Consider the following 22,004-nt stretch of genomic DNA (forward strand, 5'->3'; position numbering starts at 1 on the left):
CCTCCGCGTCCAATTTGTATATTAATATTCAGACGTAATTATTGGTGTGCCAATTGTGACAGTTGTTCCGCTGCCCAATCCTTCAGATCGCAATGCTACCTGAAGATTCATTTTATGTTGATGACCGGTATAAATCGCTTGTTCCCACTGCTCAGTATATGCAGAAAGCGACACAAACGTCTCTTCTTTTAGTTCCTCGACAGGATCACCAGAAAAGGCGCGTACCAATTCATTTGCTTGCGAATACAAATCAACCACCATTTTATCACCGTATGTACCGGTAACACAAGAGAAAATTTTGGGATTTCCTCCAATTGATTGTTCAACACGGCTATCAATCAGGTTCTGGATTTCTTTCCAATTTTGATTTGCATTTACAAGGCCTTCAACCGCATAAATAAAATACGATGCAGATTGTTCTTTTTGGGGGTATGTAATGACGGTCATTTTCTCTCTAACCCCGATATCATTACGCTCAAATAGTCCGGTCATTTTATAATGTCCGGCTTCATCTTCAGTTACCACCCAGCTAAATTCAGGATAATTACGTTTTAGCTCTTCTGCTTGTTTTACATACCCTAGTCCTTTAGATGCAAAACCTGTTTGACCACGAAAATACATAGTCCATTTGTCAGGCGTTGCCCCGCTCTTCTTTAGAACGTCTATTATATGTGTAACTTCATTTGTTTTTTCATCTGTTTTTGCATATCCAGAAGTAATCATAACCAATAGCAAAATCGCTGTAATCGTCATCGTCCATTTTTTCATTCCCCAGCACATCCTCTCTATTTCTCATTGTTGCCAATGAAACAGAGGATATCCGTGGAAGTTGTAGTCATATTCCGACAAATCCACTACTTCTGTAACAGTTGTGAAATTATCCAAATAGCTGACTAAGATTTTTGGAATACTGTAGATACTTTAAAAAGAAATCGCTCGCGATGCTGGCAAGGCTGATCACTAAAAGTATATATAAAACTCTAGCTTGCATGACCTTACCTTTTTTGATCCATTTATCAAAATGAACGGCCTGCAATGCCCACCAAGAGATCACGAGAAACAATAGATGTACGATGATATGTAACAAAGCTTGTTGTCCAATTGGAATCATTTAAAAGTCTGACCTCCTCATTACATATTTCGACATCTTAAGCATACGTCTTTCCCAACATTTTAGATAGATACTTTTTCCCTAGTAAGGTGTTTTGTAAGCCCTTTCTTTCGATAAGTTCAAAAATTTGTAACGACTAATAAATGTCAATCTCGATAGATAGTCGCTTCACTATGATTAGACGAAACAAAACGTAAGAAGTTACGGTAGTTTTGGCTTATTTTTTGAGGATTTTTTTCGGGTAGGGCTGTGATTTACTTTAAAGCTGTTTTCGAAAGCTTTGTTGTTTTTGGAAGTAGTTGATTTCCGTTTCAGTTACTCGCTTTCCGCGGGGCAGGCGGTGAGCCACATTCGTTCGTTTCACTCTTAAGTGTCTCACCTGGCTAGTTGCAGTGGCTAGCCCCTCGAGATTGTCGGGACTGAACGAGCCACCTCTACTTTGAGGACTGCCCACCTGTCCCGCAGGAGTCTCGCATCTTACACTTCAATCAACAGTCAAAGCAGCAATACAAAATTTAAAGCAAACAATATATTAGAAATGACCTTTAACCCCTAGCTCTTATAATTTCTAGGAGAACTTCTTTTTAAGTAAATTAAAGAAGCCCACCAACCTCCAACTAAGGAGAAGGTTGATGGACTATCATTTGTGCTCAGCAATCAATGATCATGTGTATGAACTTCGGTTTCGATCTGCATAAAGAATTCATTCACATCAAAGTTACCGTAAAAGAAATCGAGTGCGAGATCTGGCATTATCCCTAATATAAGAACGGATGCTGCACAGAAAGCGAGTACGGCAGCCATTCCACCTGGGATTGAAACCTTCGTTCCTTCACTGTCTCGGAAAAACATGATCGCAATGATGTTAAAGTAATACACGTACGATACGAGCGTGGTTGCCATCATTACAGCAGCCAGCCAATATTGTGGCTGCTCAAGTCCAAGCGCGCCCATAAAGATTCCAAACTTACCGATAAATCCAGCTGTGATGGGAATTCCAGCAAGAGAAAGAATAAAGAACGTCATCGGAACCGCGAGCCACGGGGAGCGTCGAAACAATCCGCGGAAAACGCCGATATCATTTGAACCTTCTTGACTTGTTAAAAGCTGAATGACGGTAAACGCGCCAATGTTTATAAACAAATACGCCAGCAGATAGAACCAGATCAGTTCGAAAATTAATGACGAATTTGACACGAACGGTACTAAAATGTAACCCGCTTGTGCGATAGACGAATACGCAAACATTCTTTTTATATTTCGTTGACGAAGCGCTGTAACGTTACCAATGATCATCGTTGCCGCAGCCAATACCATCACATACGGCTGAACTTGCAGCAGGATTGGTTCACTATCAATGCCTGGAGCCGCAATAAAACAGATTATGATTACTCGTAGCAAGATCACAAAGCCTGCTGTTTTGGACACGACACTCAAGAATGCTGTAACCGGAACTGGCGCACCTTCATAAACATCAGGTGCCCACATGTGTAGTGGAGCAGCCGCGATCTTGAACGTTAGTCCTGCAAACGTGATGATGAAAGCGAAGACGATGAGAAAGCTGTGCTCTAACAGTTCAAGGTTCCCCATGTTCTCTGCGATTTTGAACAGGTTCGTCTCTCCGGTAAGCCCAAAAATGTAACTCATTCCAAAAAGGGTGATAGCCGTAGCGATTCCGCCAGATACAATATACTTGAACGCTGATTCGTTGCTTCGTTTATTGCGCCTCTCAAGTCCTGCCATTACATAAGAAGAAAGAGAGAGAAGCTCCAGACCGACAAACAATGTGATCAAATCAGCGCTAGACGCCATCATCATGGCTCCTAATAAAGCTGCAAGGAGTAAGTAATAAAACTCTCCCCGATTTTCCTCGAGATCTTCTTTTTTATAATTGGAAGAAAGAACGATCACTAATAACGTTCCTAACAAAAGCAGAATCTTAAACGCTTTCGAGAACGAATCAAGTCTGTACGTATCATACAGAATGGATGTTACTTCTATATCGAGCTGCATAAAAATGGTGATGAGGGCAGCTAGAATACCTGCTCCAGCTAGCCAGGCTAGCGGTTTCCGGCTCGATTCTTTTTTCATAAAAAGATCGATGACAGATAAAAGAGTCGCAACACCTAAGATAATAAATTCAGGAAGCATAACGCTCCATCTAAACGATAACAAAGTATCTAGATCCATGATTTAGCCCCCTAACCCTAGCAGAATACTATCTAATGTTGGACGGAGCATATCACTTAACCATGCAGGATAGATGCCGATGAACAAAATCGCTGCAAGCAAGATAAACGCCGGAATTCGTTCAGTTGATGAAAGATCATGTGCGTTCGATAGTTCTTTTTCAGTACCGAACGTAATCGCCAAGACCGCGCGGAGCACGTAAACGGCTGTTAAGATCAGCCCTAACGTTCCTATAGCTGCTAACACGGGCATCGTCTCAAACAATCCTAAAAACGCCATGAACTCGCTTATAAAACCCGACATTCCTGGAAGTCCTAATGATGCGAGTCCCCCTGCGAGCAAGACTCCTGCAAAGATCGGCATCCTTTTGGCTACCCCACCAAAGTCTTTTAACTGAGATGAACCCGATCGTTCATACAGAACGCCTACTAAAAAGAACAACAGCGCCGAGATCAATCCGTGTGAAACGACTTGGAACACGGCACCAGTCATCCCCGCTTCGTTTAATGCAGCTAGCCCGATCAGAACGATTCCCATATGCGAGACAGATGAATACGCTAAGACGCGCTTCATATCACGTTGTGTGAGTGCTAAGAATGCTCCGTAAAGCAGGTTGATCACACCGAACAATCCGATGACAAAAGCGAGTGACTCAAACTGTTCCGGAAACAGCCCTGCCCCAAAAACGATCAGACCGTACGCCCCAATTTTCAAAAGAATTCCTGAGTGAAGCATAACGATCGGCGGTGGCGCCTGAACGTGAACCCTTACCATCCAAGAGTGAAGCGGTGCGACCGGCAGCTTGACTGCAAACGCGAGTAGAAGTGCGATCAGCATCCCCATCTTAAAACCCTTCGTGATGTTCATCTCGTTCAGTTCAGATTGCGGAAGCGAGAATGTGTAAGCTAGCTGCTCAAAATTCATCGTTCCCGTCTTCATGAACATCGCCACGAACGCAATCAGAAGGATGGCTGAACCAACACCGTTATAGATCAAAAAACTGTACGCTGCTTTTTCTTTTTCAAGATAACCCCATCGTCCAATGAGAAAGAACATCGGAATGAGTGTGATCTCGAAGAAAATAAAGAACAAAAATAAATTTTGTGCGGCGAACACGCCAATCATGCCCATTTCAAGCAAAAAGAACAATATGAAATAACTTTTCCAATTCTTTTTGATCGAAAAGGATGCAATGGCAGCAAGGACACTCACTATCGTTGTTAATAAGATGAGCACCATCGATAGACCGTTAACACCGACTTCATAAAAGATCGGATAGCTCACATCACCATTCGTTTGAAAGACTTCATAAGATACCCACTGAAATTTCTCAGCAAGCTGAAGGCCATCACCCGATTTATTAAAAGCAGACAATGTAACGAGTGCTGTTCCGAGCGGAAATAATGTACCTAATATCCCGATCCATTTTATCGATTTCTCATCATGAGATGGAGTAAATAGGAGAACCAAAACGCCTAACAATGGGGAAAAAATTAAGATCGATAGAAGCCATGTGTTCATGTGAAGTACCCCCCAGTTAATGCGACGACCAGCAATAAAATCACGATGCCAAAGATGGCGAACGTACCGTATGATTGGACCTGCCCATTTTGAAGGCGCGACCCTAACTTACTCAGTCCTTGAACAGCACTCACAACGGCTGCCACGAGTCCGTCAACGATATATCTATCAAACAAGACACCAAGCTTGCTCAAACCCTTCGTTCCTTTAACGAAAGTTGCGTCGTATCCTTCATCAACGTACCACTTGTTGTAGATCACGTTGCTGAGTCCTGGCAACGATCGAGTGATCCAATCGCGTGAAAGCGCTCCTTTTTGGTAGATCAGATAAGCAAGCCCGATTCCTAAAAGAGACGCTCCTGTTGCCACGATCGGAATCCAGCTTGGACCGTGATGATCACCATGCGCTAGTTCAACAGGACCTTCTGCTAAGTAATCCGTTAAAAACGTACCGAACCAAGTTGTATTCAGATAGCCTGCCACGATTGCTAGAACACCTAGTACAATCATCGGAAGCGTCATAACACTTGGTGACTCATGTACGCCACTCTGATCACCGCGTGGTTTTCCTGTAAACACAAGGAAAAATAGACGGAACATATAAAACGCCGTCATGAATGCTGCCACGACTGCCAGCCAGAACAATCCGTAACGACCATCTGCGTACGTACTTGCTAGGATCTCATCTTTTGAAAAGAAACCGGATAATAGTGGAACTCCTGAAATCGCGAGTGCCCCGATTAAAAAGAGAGGTCCTGTCAGCCGGAGCTTTTTCCAAAGTCCGCCCATCTCATCGATGTTTTGTGTATGTACAGCATGGATCACGCTTCCTGCAGCTAAGAACAATAACGCTTTAAAGAATGCGTGCGTCGTCAGGTGGAAGATACCTGCCACATAGCCGGATGCGCCAAGTGCGAGCATCATGTACCCTAGCTGACTAACCGTTGAGTACGCCAGCACGCGTTTGATATCTTTTTGCATAAGTCCGATCGAAGCTGCAAAAATCGCCGTTACTCCCCCTACTACAGCAACGACCGTTAGTGCCGTTTCTGAAGCTTGGAAGAGCGGATACATCGCAGCGACCAAGTACACTCCGGCAGCGACCATTGTTGCCGCATGAATGAGCGCTGATACGGGTGTTGGACCTTCCATCGCGTCTGGAAGCCAAGTATGAAGAGGCAGCTGGCCCGACTTTCCGATTGCTCCTACAAATATACATAGCGCTGTAAGAGTGAGCATACCAGATGATATATCACCATTTCGAACAGCAGCAAAAATTTCGTCATATTCAAAACTACCAACCTGCCAAAATAGCAAAACCATTCCGATAAAAAGACCAACGTCCCCAATTCTAGTCATCACAAAAGCCTTTTTCGCTGCGGCTTTTGCTTCTGGTTTAAAATAGTAGAATCCGATCAACAGAAACGAGCCAAGTCCAACTAGCTCCCAAAACATATAGAGCTGTAATAGATTCGGAGATAGAACGAGGCCGAGCATCGCAAACGAAAATAATCCTAAATACGCAAAGAACACAGGAAACCGTTCATCGCCATGCATGTATCCTTTTGAGTAAAGATGTACAAGAAAACTGACGAGTGAAACGATCACAAGCATAAGAGCGTTCAGCGGATTGACTTCATATCCCATCGTGATGGCCCGCTCACCGATCTCAAACCAAGTGCCTTCAACCTTAATTCCCTCCCCTTGCCACACCGCGATCCAAACCCCGATGGATAGAATGAGCGATAATCCGGTTAGAAGCACACCGATCCATGCAGTGCCCTCACTTTTTGATTTTCTGAAAATCAGCAATAAAACGAAGGATAAAAGCGGGAACAACGGTATAAGCCAACTATTCTGCAACATAATCGTCCATCTCCTTCCTTATCGCTTCATCGTATCCATCTCATCCACGTTAACCGTCTGTCTGTTGCGGTACAGTGCTATGAGAATCGCAAGTCCGACTGCCGCTTCTGCCGCAGCCACCGTGATCGTAAACAGCGAGAAGATCTGACCTGTTAATCCAGGGTTTATTGAGTATTTGGCAAATGCCACGAGATTAATATTTACAGCATTCAGCATCAATTCGATCGAGATCAGTACGATGACCGCATTACGTTTGGTTAATGCTCCAAATAATCCGATGCAAAAAAGGATCAAGGCAAGCGTTAAGTAAGCTGCTAAAGGAACAGAGCTCATTTTTTTGCCTCCTTTTCATCGTCATCCCGCTTTGCCAGAATGATAGAACCAATTAAAGCAACAAGCAGCAAGACAGAAGTTAACTCGAACGGAATCACATAATGCGAATACAGCTCGATTCCGATCTTTTTCGTATTATCAATATGAAGCTCTGCGTTCTGCTGACCAAAATCAAGGTCTTTGATCTTGCCGTACATGATCAGGAAGAAAAGTCCGATCGCAAGCCCCGTTAAGATGACTTTTAACCGTGGTGCACGCTTTTCTTTTTCCTGATGACGCGTAAGCATGATTCCAAACAGCATGATGATGGTGATCGCTCCTGAATAGATCAGAACCTGCACAACGGCAACGAACTCTGCTGATAGTGTGATATAGATTCCTGCAATGGCAATGAACGTAAAAATAAGAGCAACAACCATGTGAACGACATTGGATAGGTTAATAAGAAGAACGCCGCCGGCAATGGCTGTTAAAGCGAGAAAGAAAAAAGCGATCATTTCACCGGTCATGCTTTGTTCTCCTTTCTAACATTCTCGTCGTTCTCATCGAGCCACTCGAGGTTTTTGAAAAGTTCATCACGGCTGTATTCAGCAAGCTCGAACTGATTGGTCATCACGATCGCTTCAGTCGGACAGACTTCTGTACATAGATCGCATAGAATACAGATTTCAAAGTTAATGTCGTACGTATCGATGATCTTCCCTTTTTTCGCAGGATCTGGGTGCGGCTTCCCTGTTAACTGGATGCAGTCGGTTGGGCAGATCTGCGCGCATTGGTTACAGACAATACATTTTTCGGGATAAAATTTTTGGATGCCGCGGAAACGGTCAGGCATCTGGATCGGCACGTCTGGATAGCTGGTTGTGATGTTTTGCTTTGTTAGGTTTTTGACGGTATAGCTTAAACCTTTTACAAGACCTTTCATCCTGAGATCACGCTCCTTATGCGTTGGTCTTTCGATTGGTAGAGCATTGTTTTAACTTTGCGCTGGTTATTGTGGGTGTTGATTTCCGTTCCAGGTGTTCGCTTTCCGCGGGGCAGGCGGTGAGCCACATTCGAATGTTTCACATTTAAGTGTCTCACCTGCCCACCTGTCCCGCAGGAGTCTCACACCTTTCACTACAACCAACAGTTCAAAGAAGTTAGAAAAAGATTAAAAAGCAACAAGATTCTTGAAAAAAGCTTTATAGAATGACCTTAGCCATCGCTTTGAATTTCGATGGTCGGGCTATGAAATATTTGGATGTATTGCAAACATACTTCCTCGAATACTTGATTGGAGCGCAAGGTGCGAGACTCCTGGGGGATCAGCGGGACAGGTGAGACTCTTAACAGTGCCATGCGCTAAGAGGCTCACCGCACGCCCCCCGGAAAGCGAGCATCCTGGAGCGGAAATCAACACCCTCAAAAAACATCAGTAGTGCTGTAAAGCTCTTTTACAAAAACAATTCCTTAACAGCGGCACTGACAAAAATGTTTAGCAGTGCTAGTGGCAGTAGGACCTTCCATGCGAAGCCCATCAGTTGATCGGCACGGAGTCGTGGAAGTGTTCCACGGATCCAGATCATGAAAAATACGACGATGCTGAATTTGACGCCGAACCACAGCATACCTGGAATGAAATCTAAGAACGGAATCGGGTTCCAACCGCCTAGAAACAGGACGGTTGTTAAGGAAGCCATCGCAAACAGATACACATATTCTGTGAGCATGAAGAACGCCCACCGAAAACCTGAGTATTCGACGTGATAACCGGCTACGAGCTCTGACTCTGCTTCAGGCAGATCGAACGGTGTACGGTTCAACTCAGCGATGGAAGAAATCAAGAAAACGAAAAAGCCGATCGGTGTTAAAAAGATGTACGCAATGTTTTCTTGTCCTCTTACGATGTCGTTTAAGTTCAGACTGCCCGCGAACAAGATCACTCCGATCACAGAGATGACGAGCGGGATCTCGTATGAAATCATCTGTGCTGCAGCACGCATGCCGCCGAGTAACGAGTACTTATTGTTTGATGCCCAGCCACCCATTAAGATGCCTATCGTTGAGATGCCTGAAACGGCAACGTAATACAGAAGGCCGACGCCAAGGTCTGCGAACTGCATGTTTTCTGAGAACGGTATCGTCGCGAGCACCATGAAGGCTGGAGCAAATGCGATGACCGGTGCCAATATGAACAATGGCCGATCAGCTAGTTTCGGTATAGTGTCTTCTTTTATCAAAAGTTTAAAAACATCTGCTACCGTTTGCAGAAGACCGAATCTTCCTCCAACCCGGTTCGGTCCTGTACGCATCTGCATGAACCCGAGCACTTTTCGTTCGGCTAGAATCGCGTAGGTTACGAAACCGAGAACCGTGACGAGTAATGCCGCCCCGAGCGCAAAGAAAATCGCAACATGCGTCCAGCCGGGCTGTGCGTATAAAAGATCCTCCATCAGCCATCGACCTCCCCGAGAACGATATCAATCCCGCCTAAGATAGTAATCAAGTTGGAGATGTTTTCACCGACTAAAAGTTTTGGCAGAATCTGAAGGTTGTAAAAAGATGGTCTACGAAACTTCAAGCGGTATGGTTCTTTTTTTCCTTCTGATGCGATGTAGCAGCCGATTTCTCCGCGAGGCGACTCGATGCGAACGAAAGCTTCGCCTTTTGGCGGCTTAATGATTCTTGGTACTTTTGCCATAACAGGTCCTTCTTCTGGAAACTGTTCCACCGCTTGTTCTACAATCTTGAGTGATTCTTCGATCTCTTGCATGCGGCACTGATAACGCGCCCATGCATCGCCCGTATGAAAGACCGGTACATCAAAATTAAATCGGTCATAGATCGAATAAGGCTCATCTTTTCTAAGATCCCAGTTCGTACCTGTGCATCTTAAGTTTGCACCGCTTAATGAAAAGTTCAGCGCTTCTTCTTTCGTGTAAAATCCAATTCCTTTTACACGGTTCAAGAAGATCTCGTTGCCTGTCACAAGGTCGTGATAGCCAGCAAGCTCTTCTCTCATGTAAGGAACAAAGTCACGGACTTTCTCGATCCAGCCTTCTGGTGCGTCCCACTTCACACCGCCAACACGCATATAGTTGAACGTCAGGCGAGCTCCACATATCTCATTCAACATATTGATGATGGCTTCTCTTTCGCGAAAAGCGTATAGGAATGGACTCATCGCCCCGATATCTAATAAATATGTACCGAACCAAACGAGATGGCTTGCGATGCGGCCGAGCTCCATCACAATCACTCGCAAATATTCCGCTCGTTCAGGTATCTCTAAACTCATCATCGTTTCAACCGCATGACAGATCACGTAGTTGTTCGTCATGGCCGCTAAATAATCCATGCGGTCTGTGTATGGAATAATCTGCGTGTACTGAAGGTTTTCTGCTAATTTCTCGGTGCCTCGGTGAAGATATCCGATTACTGGCGTAGCTTCGATGATCGTCTCTCCGTCAATTTTTAGTACGATTCGAAAAACACCGTGCGTACTCGGATGCTGAGGCCCAACGTTGAGGAGCATCTCTTCTGTTCTAATCAATGTCTCTACACCTCCACGTCATGTGGTTCGTAATCTTTTCTGAGCGGATATCCTACCCAATCGTCTGGCAGCATGATGCGCGTTAAGTTCGGATGACCTTCAAAATGGATGCCTAAAAGATCATACGTTTCACGCTCTGGCCAGTTTGCTCCCTCCCATAACGGGGTAATGGAATGGGTAGTAGCGCTCGTTCTGTCTATCTTTACTTTTAATGCAACGGACTGGCGATGATTGTACGAATACAGGTGGTTATATACTTCAAAATGTGTTTCAAAATCGGTGCCGTGCATTTCAGATAAATAATCAAAACGAAGCTGGTCGTTATATTTTAAAAACTCCGCAATTTTATAATAGGATTCAGGTTTTGCAACTAAGGTAGGGACGTCTTTTGACAGTCTGTTAATATAGGAATCTTCGAGTACATCTTCTCCTAGATGTTCTTTGATGACTTTTGTGTAGGTATCGAGGATAGGTTGGTTTGGTGATGGTTTTTCTTCTGCGACAGGTTCGGTTGCTGCACCTTTTGCATTCGCGGCACCGCGTGCTTTTGCTGCTGCAGCTGCTTTTGCTTTCGCAGCGGCGATTGCTTTCGCTTTTTCATCGTCACCTGCTGGCTCAGTTGTTGCATCTGATCCTGCTTCACGAGACGCTTTCGCTTTCGCAGCGGCGGCAGCTTTTGCTTTGGCTGCAGCGACGGCCTTTGCTTTTGCCGCAGCTTTCGCTTTTTCATCGTCTGAAGCGGGTTCGATGGTTATGTCGCTCCCACTCTCTCTTGCTAGTTTTGCTTTAGCGGCAGCTGCTGCCTTCGCTTTTGCTGCTGCGGCTGCCTTTGCTTTCGCGGCGGCGAGTGCTTTTTGTTTCGCAAGATCGTCTGTTGGCTGATCTGTCTGTGGAGCTTCCGCTGTATTTTCTTTTTCAGCCTGACGCTGTTTCGCAAGCTCGAGGGCTTTTGCCTTTGCTTCTGCGGCCGCCTTTTTCTTCAGCTCTTCTTTTGTTAACTCCGGTTCGTCTTCGGTCGGCTGTGTTACTTCTGAAGCTTTTGCCTTTTCGGCCTGACGCTCTCTTGCGAGTTCAAGAGCTTTTGCCTTTGCTTCTGCGGCCGCCTTTTTCTTCAGCTCTTCTTTTGTTAACTCTGGTTCGGCTTCGGTCGGTTTCGACACATCTGCCGCTTTCACTTTTTCAGCCTGACGCTGTTTCGCGAGTTCGAGCGCTTTAGCCTTTGCTTCTGCGGCTGCTTTCTTTTTCAGCTCTTCTTTTGTTAACTCCGGTTCGGCTGCTTTCGGCTCTGACTGTTCAGCCGCCTTTACCTTTTCAGCCTGGCGCTGTTTCGCAAGCTCCAACGCTTTTGCCTTTGCTTCTGCGGCTGCTTTTTTCTTTTGTTCTTCTATCGATAATCCTTCATTGGAATCATTTTGTTTATCTGTCATTCGCTCATCACCTTCTTGCCTGTCTTCGCTTCATAACGGATTTTTTCTTGAAGCTTGTTGATGCCATAAATGAGTGCAGCAGGGTTAGGTGGACATCCTGGTATGTATACATCCACGGGTACGATTTGATCGACGCCTTTTACAACCGCATACGATTTGATATAAGGGCCGCCAGCTGTAGCGCATGAACCCATCGCAATAACCCACTTTGGTTCTGGCATCTGTTCGTATAAACGTTTTAAAACGGGCGCCATTTTTTTCGTCACGGTCCCTGAAACGATCATCACGTCAGATTGACGAGGTGAAGTACGGAATATACTTCCGAAACGGTCTAAGTCATAATGGGATGATCCTGTACCCATCATTTCAATCGCACAGCAGGCGAGTCCAAAGGTTAACGGCCATAGTGAGTTACTTCTGGCCCAGGCTTTCACTTGTTCGAGTGTTACCATGAATACGTTGCGGTCTAGTTCGGCGCGTTCTTCAGCCGTAAGTTCCCACTTTATGTCCATTTCAGCACCTTCTTTTTCCAAGCGTATACAAGACCTAACGTTAAAAGAACAACAAAAATCCCCATTTCGATTAGAGCGAACACACCTAGCTCTTCATAGGCAACGGCCCAGGGGTATAAAAATACGGTTTCAACATCAAAAATAACGAACATGAGCGCAAACAAATAATAGCGGACATTGTACTGAACCCAACTTTGATGAAATGGCTCAATTCCGCTTTCGTAGGTGGTGTATTTTTCTGCTGATGGTTTATAAGGGCGCAATAAACGGCCTGCAGTCAATGCGACAACCGGCAAAAGGACCCCTAAAAATAAAAATACAGCCACAATGAGGTAATTGTTTTGATACAGATGATAAAAATCCATTCTGACTACCTCCTAATCTTCAGAATTTTTTAAATTCTGTAACCGCTTTAATTATAGCAAATTCCATATTTTGTGTCGATGTGCTTCTTCACATATGGTACTTACACTATATTAGGGTCTACCCCTTATTTTTCTATAGAAATGTTCATAATCCTGTAAATTTTTTGGATGTGACTCATCACGGTTAGCAGTATGATAGGTGTAAAGGGGAGATTCGTAATGGATATATGGTGGATTGCTTATTTCTTGATTGTCGTGATCTCGATCGCTGGATTAGTCGGTACGATCATGATTTCTAAAACACAGGACGAAAAATACGGAAGTTCAACTCGTCAGAACCTCGTGCGCCTTACACTCATCTATGCAGTGGTGATCCTTGTTTCGATCATCGCACTTGCTCTCTACATTTATCTTTAATGAAATGTCGTTATTAAAGGATGTGATCTCAGTTGAAAAAAGAGACCGAACAATTGTGGGCAAGTGAAAAATACACCGTGATGGCTAAGGGATATAACCTTTACAAAGAGGTTCAAGGACTCATGAGAGATGCTCAATCTGAATCTGACTATGAAAAAGTTAAGCTGTTGATCGCTGAGTTGAAGGAAAAACCTTTTGAGCGACGTGCTTTATGCAACACGTTAGAACATGTTTGGGGTTATTTTAAAAAATCAGCTGAGGAAGTGGACAAACAGCACTTTTTTTCGCTGCTGACCACGTTGAGAGAGTCAGATAAAGAGTATTATGATGAAATGCCTTATGAGATTGATTTGTTTTTACAGTATTTGTTGCAAAAATACCCTTCAGAATACTTATCACATTCAACATTTATCAAGAATTGAGGATGCTCCCGTCGTGTTGTGGGATCATCCTTTTCTTTTGGCTAAAATCGGTGCAGTTTCGGTGAACGAAACGGTTTTTTATGTATACCCTGTTAGGTATCTTTGAGAACCAATCCAGAAATTTAAGCCTCCAATCCACAAAATTCCGTATGCAATCCACGAGTTTTTAGCTTGAATCCTAAAGTTTTAGCTATTTATCCTCAAGTCGACATACCTCGACACCCAGCAGACATATTTAACCCATCATATACCTCACACATAAAAAAACACCCCGCTCAACCAAGCGGGATGCCTTTCTGCCATACCTATATACTTTTATTAGATCGCCTCAACAGACAATCGCAATTGCTCTTCAAAGTCTTCCGCATGCTCGCGTTTTTGTTCTGCATCCCAGCCCAATTTGTCTGCCATGCAGTTGATTACACTTTCTTTCCACTCGTATACCGTATGGATGTCAAAGTATAGAGCCGACGTACGGCGGATCAAGAAGTCAGATGGTGTTGATGTCATCTCATACTCTAATGCATAAAGTAGAGATGCGTACAAACTTACTGGTAAGTTGTAGCTCTTCGCTTCTTCACCGCGTTCTTTCATATAACCATATACGATATCAATGTTCGTTCCGTAGCGCTGCACGAGCTCGCGAGCTTTTGCTTCATCTAAACCTAACGCTAAGCCTTCTTGTACTTTCGTACGAAGGAAGTCTGCAAAGTTTTGACTTCCGCCCATCTTACCGCCTGATAATTCCATGTGTTGCGTGCGGCATCCTGGGAATTTTGCACCTTCTTCTTCACCAAGCTGATCACGAACGATATCTACGACTTTTTCAGCCATCTTACGGTAACCAGTCAGCTTACCACCTGCGATTGTTAACAATCCAGATGGTGAGTGGAACACTTCATCTTTACGAGAAATTTCTGAAGGTCCTTTTTTCGGTTCGTGAATCAACGGACGTAGTCCTGACCATGAAGATTCAACATCGTCGCGTGTGATCTTCACGTCTGGGAACATGAAGTGGATCGTGTTCAATACATATTGAAGATCCTCTTCTGTCATCCCAGGGTTTGCAAGGTCACCTTTATAATCTGTATCTGTCGTGCCAATATACGTTTTACCCGCACGAGGAATCGCGAACACCATACGGCCGTCTTCTGTGTCATAATAAACCGCTTGTTTTAATGGGAACTTAGAGCCATCAATAACAAGGTGGATTCCTTTTGTGTGGTGAATCTCTTTTCCTGTTTTTGAACGGTCTTCTTCACGAAGCTCATCTACCCATGGACCTGTTGCGTTTACGATCTTTTTCGCGTAGATCTCATGAATTTTACCAGTGAGTTGGTCTTCCACTTTTACTCCGACCGCTTTTTTTCCGTTATAGATAAAGCTAGTAACTTTCGCGTAGTTCACAGCTGATGCTCCGCGTGCTACCGCTTCTTTCATGATCTCAAGCGTTAAACGAGCGTCATCTGTTTTGTATTCTACGTAATATCCGCCGCCAAGCAAGTTATCCTTTTTCAAAAGTGGTTCACGGCGTAATGTTTCTTCTGCAGAGAACATCTTTCTGCGTTCTTTTCGTTTTACACCTGCTAAGAAATCGTACACTTTTAGACCGATGGAAGTAGAGAACTTCCCGAACGTACCGCCTTTATAAAACGGAAGCAGCATCCACTCTGGTGTTGTTACGTGTGGAGCGTTCTCGTATACGATCGCACGTTCTTTACCAACTTCTGCAACGAGTTTTACTTCGAATTGTTTTAAATAACGAAGTCCGCCGTGAACAAGTTTTGTAGAACGACTGGATGTTCCAGCAGCAAAGTCCTGCATCTCAAGAAGACCTACTTTCATACCACGAGTTTGGGCATCTAATAAAATACCTGCTCCCGTTACGCCTCCTCCGATTACAAGAAGATCAAGCTTCTCTTGTTTCATACCTGTGATGATTTCTTCTCTTTTATATGTTGAAAATGATGCTGTCATTTTCTCTTCACTCCTTCTGTACAGAACCGTTGGACATATATAATACGGGTAGTTTTCCCGGAATCAGCGAACCCAACACACATTTTTCAACATTTCCGTGTATTGGCTATATGCATGTAAAGAAAACTTGGCTGACGCTAGTCTTTGGTGTCAGGCTTAGTTGCGCTTATACTATCGACCTTAACTTGTTACAACGCCGAAAATCATCATGCTAACAAGTTATAGGTTTTTGATAGTACAAAAAAAGACCACAAGAACCCCGCATCGTTTGTACGAGGTTTTGTGGTCTCTCCTGATCTCCAACCGGTTCAATATCAACTTGTGATTAGTATAACGCAGTTTTCTAGATTTTGAAAGGGTTATGCTTTAGGTTTATACGCAATCGTTGCTTCAACAGCTTTTTTCCAGCCATCATAAAGCTCTTTACGCTCTTCCTCTTTCATGTTTACGTCGAAGTCTCTGTCCACTTTCCATTTATCTGCAATTTCTTGACGGTCGCCCCAGAAACCGACAGCAAGACCTGCCAGATATGCAGCGCCGAGTGCCGTCGTTTCATTGATTTCTGGACGCTCAACCGGAACGTTTAAAATATCACTTTGGAACTGCATCAAGAAGTTGTTCTTTACTGCTCCGCCATCAACACGAAGCTTTTTCAGCTCGATACCTGAGTCTGCTTCCATCGCTGTTAACACATCAGCTGTCTGATAAGCTAGTGACTCAAGTGTCGCACGAACAAAGTGTTCTTTTTCTGTACCGCGTGTCAGTCCAAAGATTGCACCGCGTGCTTCTGAATCCCAGTATGGAGTCCCGAGTCCAACGAATGCTGGAACAACATACACACCATCTGTTGATGCAACGCGCTCTGCATAATCTTCACTGTCTGCTGCATCTTTTAACATACGAAGTCCGTCGCGCAGCCATTGAATCGCTGAACCTGCTACAAAGATACTTCCTTCAAGTGCGTACTCGACTTTCCCATCGACACCCCAAGCAATCGTCGTTAAAAGGCCATGCTCTGACTTAACCGCTTTTTCTCCTGTGTTCATAAGCATGAAACAGCCTGTACCATACGTGTTCTTCGCCATTCCTTTTTCAAAACAAGCTTGTCCGAAAAGTGCCGCTTGCTGATCGCCCGCGATACCTGCGATCGGAATATTTTTACCGAAGAAGTGATAGTCGATCGTTTCACCGTATACTTCTGAAGATGATTTTACTTCTGGAAGCATTGATTTCGGAACGCCTAAGATATCAAGAAGTTCGTCATCCCACTTCAGATCGTAAATGTTGTACATTAGTGTACGAGATGCGTTGGAATAGTCCGTTACGTGCGCTCTTCCACCTGTTAGCTTCCAAACTAGCCACGTATCGATCGTACCGAATAATAGATCACCGTTTTCTGCTTTTTCACGAGCACCTTCAACGTTATCAAGGATCCATTTAACTTTTGTTCCTGAGAAATAAGCATCGATCAACAATCCAGTTTTATCACGGAACTTATCGTTTAAGCCTTGGTTTTTTAGCTCATCACAGATTTCAGCGGTTTGACGAGACTGCCAAACGATCGCGTTGTGAACAGGTTTTCCAGTGTTTTTGTCCCAAACGACCGTTGTTTCACGCTGATTCGTGATTCCGATCGAAGCAATCTCGCCTGGGTCTGTATCTGTTTTTGATAAAACTTCAGCCACTACTGCTAAAATCGTTCCCCAAATTTCTTGTGCATCATGCTCTACCCAGCCTGGCTTCGGGAAGTGCTGCTTAAATTCCTTTTGTGAGATCTCAACGACTTCTCCTGCTTTGTTAAAAAGGATCGCTCTTGAGCTTGTCGTTCCTTGATCGAGTGCAATGATATATTTCTTTTCCATAGGTAAACCCTCCCAAAATGGTTTGTTCTTGTTTTAGTTTTCTATTTCATCTCCATGAGGCAGTGCATGTGTGCCTTTACTTCCTAAGAAGAACGTTATAGCAAAGATTGCTAGTGATATCACTGTCCAAATCCAGAATAACGTTGTAACTTTTCCTGTAAAAACGGCTTGATAGAACAATGCTCCGAAAACTCCTCCAAGCACTGGTCCTACAACTGGAATCCACGAGTACGTCCAGTTAGATCCACCCTTACCTGGTATAGGCAAGATAAAATGTGCGATCCTTGGACCAAGGTCACGTGCCGGATTGATGGCATAACCTGTTGGTCCTCCAAGTGACAACCCGATTGCTACGATTAGGAATCCGACGATCAGTGGATTTAACCCGTCTGAAAATTTATTCGCTCCAATTGACAATAATCCTACTAGTAAAACCGCAGTTCCAATGAATTCTGATAAAAGATTCGAAAACGTATGCGGAATTGCAGGGTCTGTTGAAAAAACTCCTAATTTTACCGCTGGATCATCTGTTGCTTTCCAGTGAGGAAGGAAGTGGAAGTATACGACCATTCCTCCTAAGATACCACCGATTATTTGTGCAATGATATATGCTGGCACATCCGACCATGCAAATTCACCGATTGAGGCAAGACCTAGTGTTACTGCCGGATTAAGGTGTGCACCGCTAAAGCTTCCGACTGCATATACCGCCATTGCAACAGCTAACCCCCAAGCAAGTGCGACAACGATCCATCCCCCACCTTGGGCTTTTGATTTATTCAAGGAAACGTTTGCAACAACGCCTCCGCCAAATATGATTAGAATCATTGTTCCTATCAGTTCTGCCATAAATGTTGACATGTATTTTCCTCCTTTTGTGCAATCGCTATCAATTATAAGTGCAATGGTGTGTCCGGATTTCATCAAAAAAAGACCCAGCAAAAGATACCTATAGTTTTGCTATAAGTAACCCTTGTGGATCTCCATGTTCTCCGTCACGTTTATGAACTTGTCTCTATTATAACAAGGATGAAAACGTTGTCAAACGTTATTTCACAAGAACATTAGATCCACAATTCCGGGTTTGAAGTCGTCACAGCCTCTGCACCTGCTTCAAGTGCTTCCATCACGTTCACTTTTGTACGAATTAATCCACCAGCGATTACCGGAATACCCGCTTGCTCACTCACTTCTCTTATTATTTCCGGCATGATGCCTGGCAAAACCTCTAAATAGTCTGGCTGAGCACGTTCGATCACTTTATAACTCGTTTCAAGAGCTAATGAATCCAATAAAAACAAACGCTGAACTGCGATCATGTTCTTCTTTTTAGCACGAATGATGCAGTTAGACCGTGTTGAAATGATTCCTGCTGGTTTCATTTCTTGTGCTAAAAAGTCGACTGCATACTCATTTGCTTTCAGTCCGTTGATCAGATCCAGATGAACCAAAACTTTCTTCTTTCTTTCGTTCGCCATAGCGATCATAAATTTTAGCTGACTGATATGCGTGTCCAAACATACGATATATGTGTATTTGCTGTTTAGCAGCTTCTCAAAATCCTTCATCTTTCTCGCTGCCGGCAAAACTTTTTGTCCATGGAAACTCATCTTGCACACCCCTTACGTTCTTATTATTCACCAGTTTCCACATTTTATTGCAAAACCCCGGTATACCGCCTTTTTTACATATTAAGTGATAATAACACATACATCTACCGACGGACGAGCATTAAATAGTGTATAGCTTTTAAATGAAGCTATATTTTAAGCACTTCCTTTGCTTGAGGAGGTGAAAAGCATGATTAAAAAGAGAAAAAAACCTGTGATCTCTCCTGTTGGCGACTTTCAAAATCCTTTTGGTGATGAAGTGGTTCAAATGGAAGAGGTAACAGAAACGAACGTGATGACTGATGAAAATGGCGATCAATTGTGGGTACGAAGGGTTTCATGTGCTCCGCCGATTTTTGGAAGAAACTAAATAAAAGGCTGTTTTCATATGCGATGTAGCTATCCGGATGTAGTTGCTTTCCGCTCCAGGTTGCGCGCTTTCCATGGGGCGAACGGTGAGCCTCCTGCCGCTTTGCGCCATTAGGAGTCTCCACCTGACCGCTCATCCCATAGGAGTCGGCAACCTTACGCTTCAATCAACCTGCATATGCGAAAATAAATATTTATCCAAATAGCAACAATCTAGCAAAAAAGAGCCAAATAAAAAACGATCCATCCAGTGTTCAACCTTCTCAAACTGAACGTGATGTATTCGTATAAAGCCCCTTTGACTTTGTTTTTGGACAAGTCGAAGGGGTTTTTGAGTTTACATGTACCAAGTCAATGTGCGTGGTGCGATTTTCCGGCAGTCCTAGCATTTAAATAGGCGTTGATTTTATACCACTAGGGGTAATTCAGCATTTAATTCAGCAAATTTGATAATTAATTCGGCGAGATTTGATATTATTACGGCGAGTTTTATCAATAATTCGGCGTGATTTCATGATATATTGACGAGTCTCCAAATTTCGACACTAGTCATCTTCTATATACCATCACATACCCCCTTGAAACACAAAAAAAGCCCCCCAACTCTCTAAAAAGAGAGCTGAAGGGCTTTTTAAATTAACGCTTTGTTGCTATGTCGATACGGTTCATTGCGCGTTTAAGCGCAAACTCCGCACGAGCTGCATCTAGGTTGTCTTGTTTGTTGCTAGCAAGACGCTGTTCGGCACGCTCTTTTGCTGCGCGTGCACGATCTACTTCGATGTCGCCAGCGATCTCAGCAGCTTCTGCTAAAATCGTGACTTTTTCAGGTCGCACTTCAATAAATCCACCGCTAACGGCCACATATTGTGTTTTCCCATCAACGTCGTGAACACGCACGGCGCTGATCGTTAAAGGAGCTACAAGAGGGATATGGCCTGGAAGAATTCCAAGCTCCCCACTTTTTGCTTTCGCGCTGACCATTTTCGCATTTCCTTCAAACACAGGACCATCAGGGGTTACTACGCTGACTTGAATGGTTTTCATCCAATCTTACCCCTTTCAGGCATTAGGCCAAAGTTTTTGCTTTTTCAATAGCATCCTCAATAGAGCCTACGAGATGGAACGCTGATTCCGGAAGATCATCGTATTTTCCTTCAAGGATTTCTTTGAATCCACGAACTGTTTCTTTAACAGGAACGTATGAACCTTTTTGTCCTGTAAATTGTTCTGCAACGTGGAAGTTTTGAGATAAGAAGAACTGGATACGACGCGCACGGTGTACAACTAGCTTGTCGTCTTCAGAAAGCTCGTCCATACCAAGGATTGCGATGATATCTTGAAGCTCTTTATAACGCTGTAAAGTCGCCTGTACTTTACGAGCTACTTCATAATGCTCTTCTCCAACGATCTCAGGAGAAAGTGCACGTGAAGTTGAAGCTAGTGGATCTACCGCTGGATAGATACCCATAGCTGTTAGTTTACGCTCAAGGTTCGTTGTTGCATCTAAGTGGGCGAACGCTGTAGCTGGAGCCGGATCCGTATAGTCATCGGCAGGTACATAGATCGCTTGGATAGATGTTACAGAACCTTTTTTCGTAGATGTGATACGCTCTTGTAATTGACCCATCTCAGTTGCAAGAGTTGGCTGGTAACCTACCGCTGATGGCATACGGCCAAGAAGGGCAGATACTTCAGAACCTGCTTGCGTGAAACGGAAGATGTTATCTACGAAGAAAAGAACGTCTTGTCCTTGCTCGTCACGGAAGAATTCAGCCATTGTCAAACCAGAAAGAGCGATACGTGCACGTGCTCCAGGTGGCTCGTTCATCTGACCGAATACCATTGCCGTTTTCTTGATAACACCAGAGTCGCTCATCTCGTGGAAAAGGTCATTTCCTTCACGAGTACGCTCACCAACACCTGCGAATACGGAGATACCACCGTGTTCTTGTGCGATGTTGTTGATAAGCTCCTGGATAAGTACTGTTTTACCTACACCCGCACCACCGAAAAGACCGATTTTTCCACCTTTTACGTATGGAGCGATAAGGTCAACTACCTTGATCCCTGTTTCAAGGATCTCGGTTTTAGTTGTTAATTCTTCAAAAGAAGGTGCTGAACGGTGGATCGGGTCACGGCGAACATCTGCCGGTACTGCCTCACCAAGGTCAATGTGATCACCAGTAACGTTAAATACACGTCCAAGTGTTGCTTCACCTACTGGTACAGAGATCGGCTTACCTGAGTCAGCGATTTCCATTCCACGAACAAGACCATCCGTTGAATCCATTGCGATTGTACGAACCATGTTATCACCAAGGTGAAGTGCTACTTCTAGTGTTAAGTCAACACCCTCAGCGCTAACAGTTAAAGCGTTAAGCAATTCTGGAAGCTGGCCTTCGAACTTAACGTCAACGACCGGTCCAAGAATTTGAGTAATATAGCCTTTATTCATCGGTTTCCCTCCTATCTTACTTTGCAAAATAGC

Annotated in this window: 22 protein-coding genes; 3 read left to right on the plus strand and 19 right to left on the minus strand. The window is 44.0% G+C overall.

The genetic code is table 11. The annotated features are described in order from the left end of the window. Positions 1–21: 21 nt before the first annotated feature. The 13 genes from IHV11_RS14410 to IHV11_RS14470 form a co-directional block, all read right to left on the minus strand. Positions 22–768 carry a YwmB family TATA-box binding protein gene (locus tag IHV11_RS14410; protein WP_197195273.1) on the minus strand — a complete coding sequence of 249 codons (747 nt, stop codon included), beginning with the start codon at positions 766–768 and terminating at the stop codon, positions 22–24. A gap of 109 nt (positions 769–877) precedes the next feature. After that, positions 878–1,111, minus strand: coding sequence for a DUF1146 family protein (locus IHV11_RS14415; RefSeq protein ID WP_137791098.1), 234 nt, complete (start codon positions 1,109–1,111; stop codon positions 878–880). Between the two features lie 657 nt (positions 1,112–1,768). Then, complete coding sequence (nuoN, locus tag IHV11_RS14420) at positions 1,769–3,301, minus strand: NADH-quinone oxidoreductase subunit NuoN (RefSeq protein ID WP_197195274.1); 1,533 nt, start codon at positions 3,299–3,301, stop codon at positions 1,769–1,771. Positions 3,302–3,304: 3 nt separating this feature from the next. Next, a complete protein-coding gene (locus tag IHV11_RS14425) occupies positions 3,305–4,822 on the minus strand; it encodes a complex I subunit 4 family protein (RefSeq protein ID WP_197195275.1) in 1,518 nt (505 codons plus the stop codon). After that, a complete protein-coding gene (nuoL, locus tag IHV11_RS14430) occupies positions 4,819–6,687 on the minus strand; it encodes an NADH-quinone oxidoreductase subunit L (RefSeq protein WP_197195276.1) in 1,869 nt (622 codons plus the stop codon). Before nuoL ends, IHV11_RS14425 begins: the two co-directional genes overlap by 4 nt. Positions 6,688–6,705: 18 nt before the next feature. Next, the gene (gene nuoK / locus IHV11_RS14435; protein WP_066398890.1) at positions 6,706–7,020 is read right to left on the minus strand and encodes an NADH-quinone oxidoreductase subunit NuoK; all 315 of its coding nucleotides are present in this window, start codon (positions 7,018–7,020) and stop codon (positions 6,706–6,708) included. After that, the gene (locus tag IHV11_RS14440; protein WP_066398893.1) at positions 7,017–7,529 is read right to left on the minus strand and encodes an NADH-quinone oxidoreductase subunit J; all 513 of its coding nucleotides are present in this window, start codon (positions 7,527–7,529) and stop codon (positions 7,017–7,019) included. Before IHV11_RS14440 ends, nuoK begins: the two co-directional genes overlap by 4 nt. Further along, the gene (gene nuoI / locus IHV11_RS14445; RefSeq protein WP_197128313.1) at positions 7,526–7,945 is read right to left on the minus strand and encodes an NADH-quinone oxidoreductase subunit NuoI; all 420 of its coding nucleotides are present in this window, start codon (positions 7,943–7,945) and stop codon (positions 7,526–7,528) included. The genes IHV11_RS14440 and nuoI overlap by 4 nt, the downstream gene beginning before the upstream one ends. Positions 7,946–8,456: 511 nt before the next feature. Next, positions 8,457–9,458 carry an NADH-quinone oxidoreductase subunit NuoH gene (nuoH, locus tag IHV11_RS14450; RefSeq protein ID WP_066398898.1) on the minus strand — a complete coding sequence of 334 codons (1,002 nt, stop codon included), beginning with the start codon at positions 9,456–9,458 and terminating at the stop codon, positions 8,457–8,459. Continuing rightward, a complete protein-coding gene (locus IHV11_RS14455) occupies positions 9,455–10,555 on the minus strand; it encodes an NADH-quinone oxidoreductase subunit D (protein ID WP_197195277.1) in 1,101 nt (366 codons plus the stop codon). The genes nuoH and IHV11_RS14455 overlap by 4 nt, the downstream gene beginning before the upstream one ends. 5 nt (positions 10,556–10,560) lie before the next feature. Then, a complete protein-coding gene (locus tag IHV11_RS14460; RefSeq protein WP_197195278.1) occupies positions 10,561–11,982 on the minus strand; it encodes an NADH-quinone oxidoreductase subunit C in 1,422 nt (473 codons plus the stop codon). Then, positions 11,979–12,494 (minus strand): NuoB/complex I 20 kDa subunit family protein, encoded by a 516-nt coding sequence (locus tag IHV11_RS14465; RefSeq protein WP_137791106.1) that lies wholly within the window; start codon positions 12,492–12,494, stop codon positions 11,979–11,981. Before IHV11_RS14465 ends, IHV11_RS14460 begins: the two co-directional genes overlap by 4 nt. Then, a complete protein-coding gene (locus IHV11_RS14470) occupies positions 12,485–12,859 on the minus strand; it encodes an NADH-quinone oxidoreductase subunit A (protein ID WP_066398906.1) in 375 nt (124 codons plus the stop codon). Before IHV11_RS14470 ends, IHV11_RS14465 begins: the two co-directional genes overlap by 10 nt. A gap of 219 nt (positions 12,860–13,078) precedes the next feature. On the opposite strand from IHV11_RS14470, the gene IHV11_RS14475 reads away from it, so the two are divergent. Both IHV11_RS14475 and IHV11_RS14480 read left to right on the plus strand, forming a co-directional pair. Beyond that, on the plus strand, positions 13,079–13,276 hold the full coding sequence (locus IHV11_RS14475; RefSeq protein ID WP_066398908.1) for a hypothetical protein: 198 nt from the start codon (positions 13,079–13,081) through the stop codon (positions 13,274–13,276). Positions 13,277–13,308: 32 nt separating this feature from the next. Further along, entirely contained in the window at positions 13,309–13,698 is a 390-nt protein-coding gene (locus IHV11_RS14480) for a DUF1722 domain-containing protein (protein ID WP_197195279.1), read from the plus strand. A 318-nt stretch (positions 13,699–14,016) separates the two neighbouring features. Here IHV11_RS14480 and IHV11_RS14485 read toward each other — a convergent pair whose 3' ends face one another. The 4 genes from IHV11_RS14485 to IHV11_RS14500 all read right to left on the minus strand — a co-directional run bounded on the left by IHV11_RS14485 (position 14,017) and on the right by IHV11_RS14500 (position 19,147). Next, positions 14,017–15,675 carry a glycerol-3-phosphate dehydrogenase/oxidase gene (locus tag IHV11_RS14485; protein ID WP_197195280.1) on the minus strand — a complete coding sequence of 553 codons (1,659 nt, stop codon included), beginning with the start codon at positions 15,673–15,675 and terminating at the stop codon, positions 14,017–14,019. Positions 15,676–16,034: 359 nt separating this feature from the next. Next, positions 16,035–17,537 (minus strand): glycerol kinase GlpK, encoded by a 1,503-nt coding sequence (gene glpK / locus IHV11_RS14490; RefSeq protein WP_197128308.1) that lies wholly within the window; start codon positions 17,535–17,537, stop codon positions 16,035–16,037. Between the two features lie 33 nt (positions 17,538–17,570). Further along, on the minus strand, positions 17,571–18,398 hold the full coding sequence (locus IHV11_RS14495; protein ID WP_197195281.1) for an MIP/aquaporin family protein: 828 nt from the start codon (positions 18,396–18,398) through the stop codon (positions 17,571–17,573). A gap of 203 nt (positions 18,399–18,601) precedes the next feature. Further along, positions 18,602–19,147 carry a glycerol-3-phosphate responsive antiterminator gene (locus IHV11_RS14500; protein WP_144696936.1) on the minus strand — a complete coding sequence of 182 codons (546 nt, stop codon included), beginning with the start codon at positions 19,145–19,147 and terminating at the stop codon, positions 18,602–18,604. Positions 19,148–19,337: 190 nt separating this feature from the next. Here IHV11_RS14500 and IHV11_RS14505 point away from each other — a divergent pair, with 190 nt between their 5' ends. After that, positions 19,338–19,517, plus strand: a complete 180-nt coding sequence (locus tag IHV11_RS14505) for a hypothetical protein (protein WP_197195282.1) — start codon at positions 19,338–19,340, stop codon at positions 19,515–19,517. Between the two features lie 635 nt (positions 19,518–20,152). Here the strand turns inward: IHV11_RS14505 and IHV11_RS14510 are convergent. Continuing rightward, the gene (locus tag IHV11_RS14510) at positions 20,153–20,560 is read right to left on the minus strand and encodes a F0F1 ATP synthase subunit epsilon (protein ID WP_066398933.1); all 408 of its coding nucleotides are present in this window, start codon (positions 20,558–20,560) and stop codon (positions 20,153–20,155) included. Between the two features lie 22 nt (positions 20,561–20,582). Continuing rightward, complete coding sequence (gene atpD / locus IHV11_RS14515) at positions 20,583–21,971, minus strand: F0F1 ATP synthase subunit beta (RefSeq protein ID WP_066398935.1); 1,389 nt, start codon at positions 21,969–21,971, stop codon at positions 20,583–20,585. Positions 21,972–22,004: the final 33 nt, after the last annotated feature.

This window comes from Fictibacillus sp. 26RED30 (genome assembly GCF_015903845.1).
Taxonomy (GTDB): Bacteria; Bacillota; Bacilli; order Bacillales; family Fictibacillaceae; genus Fictibacillus; species Fictibacillus phosphorivorans.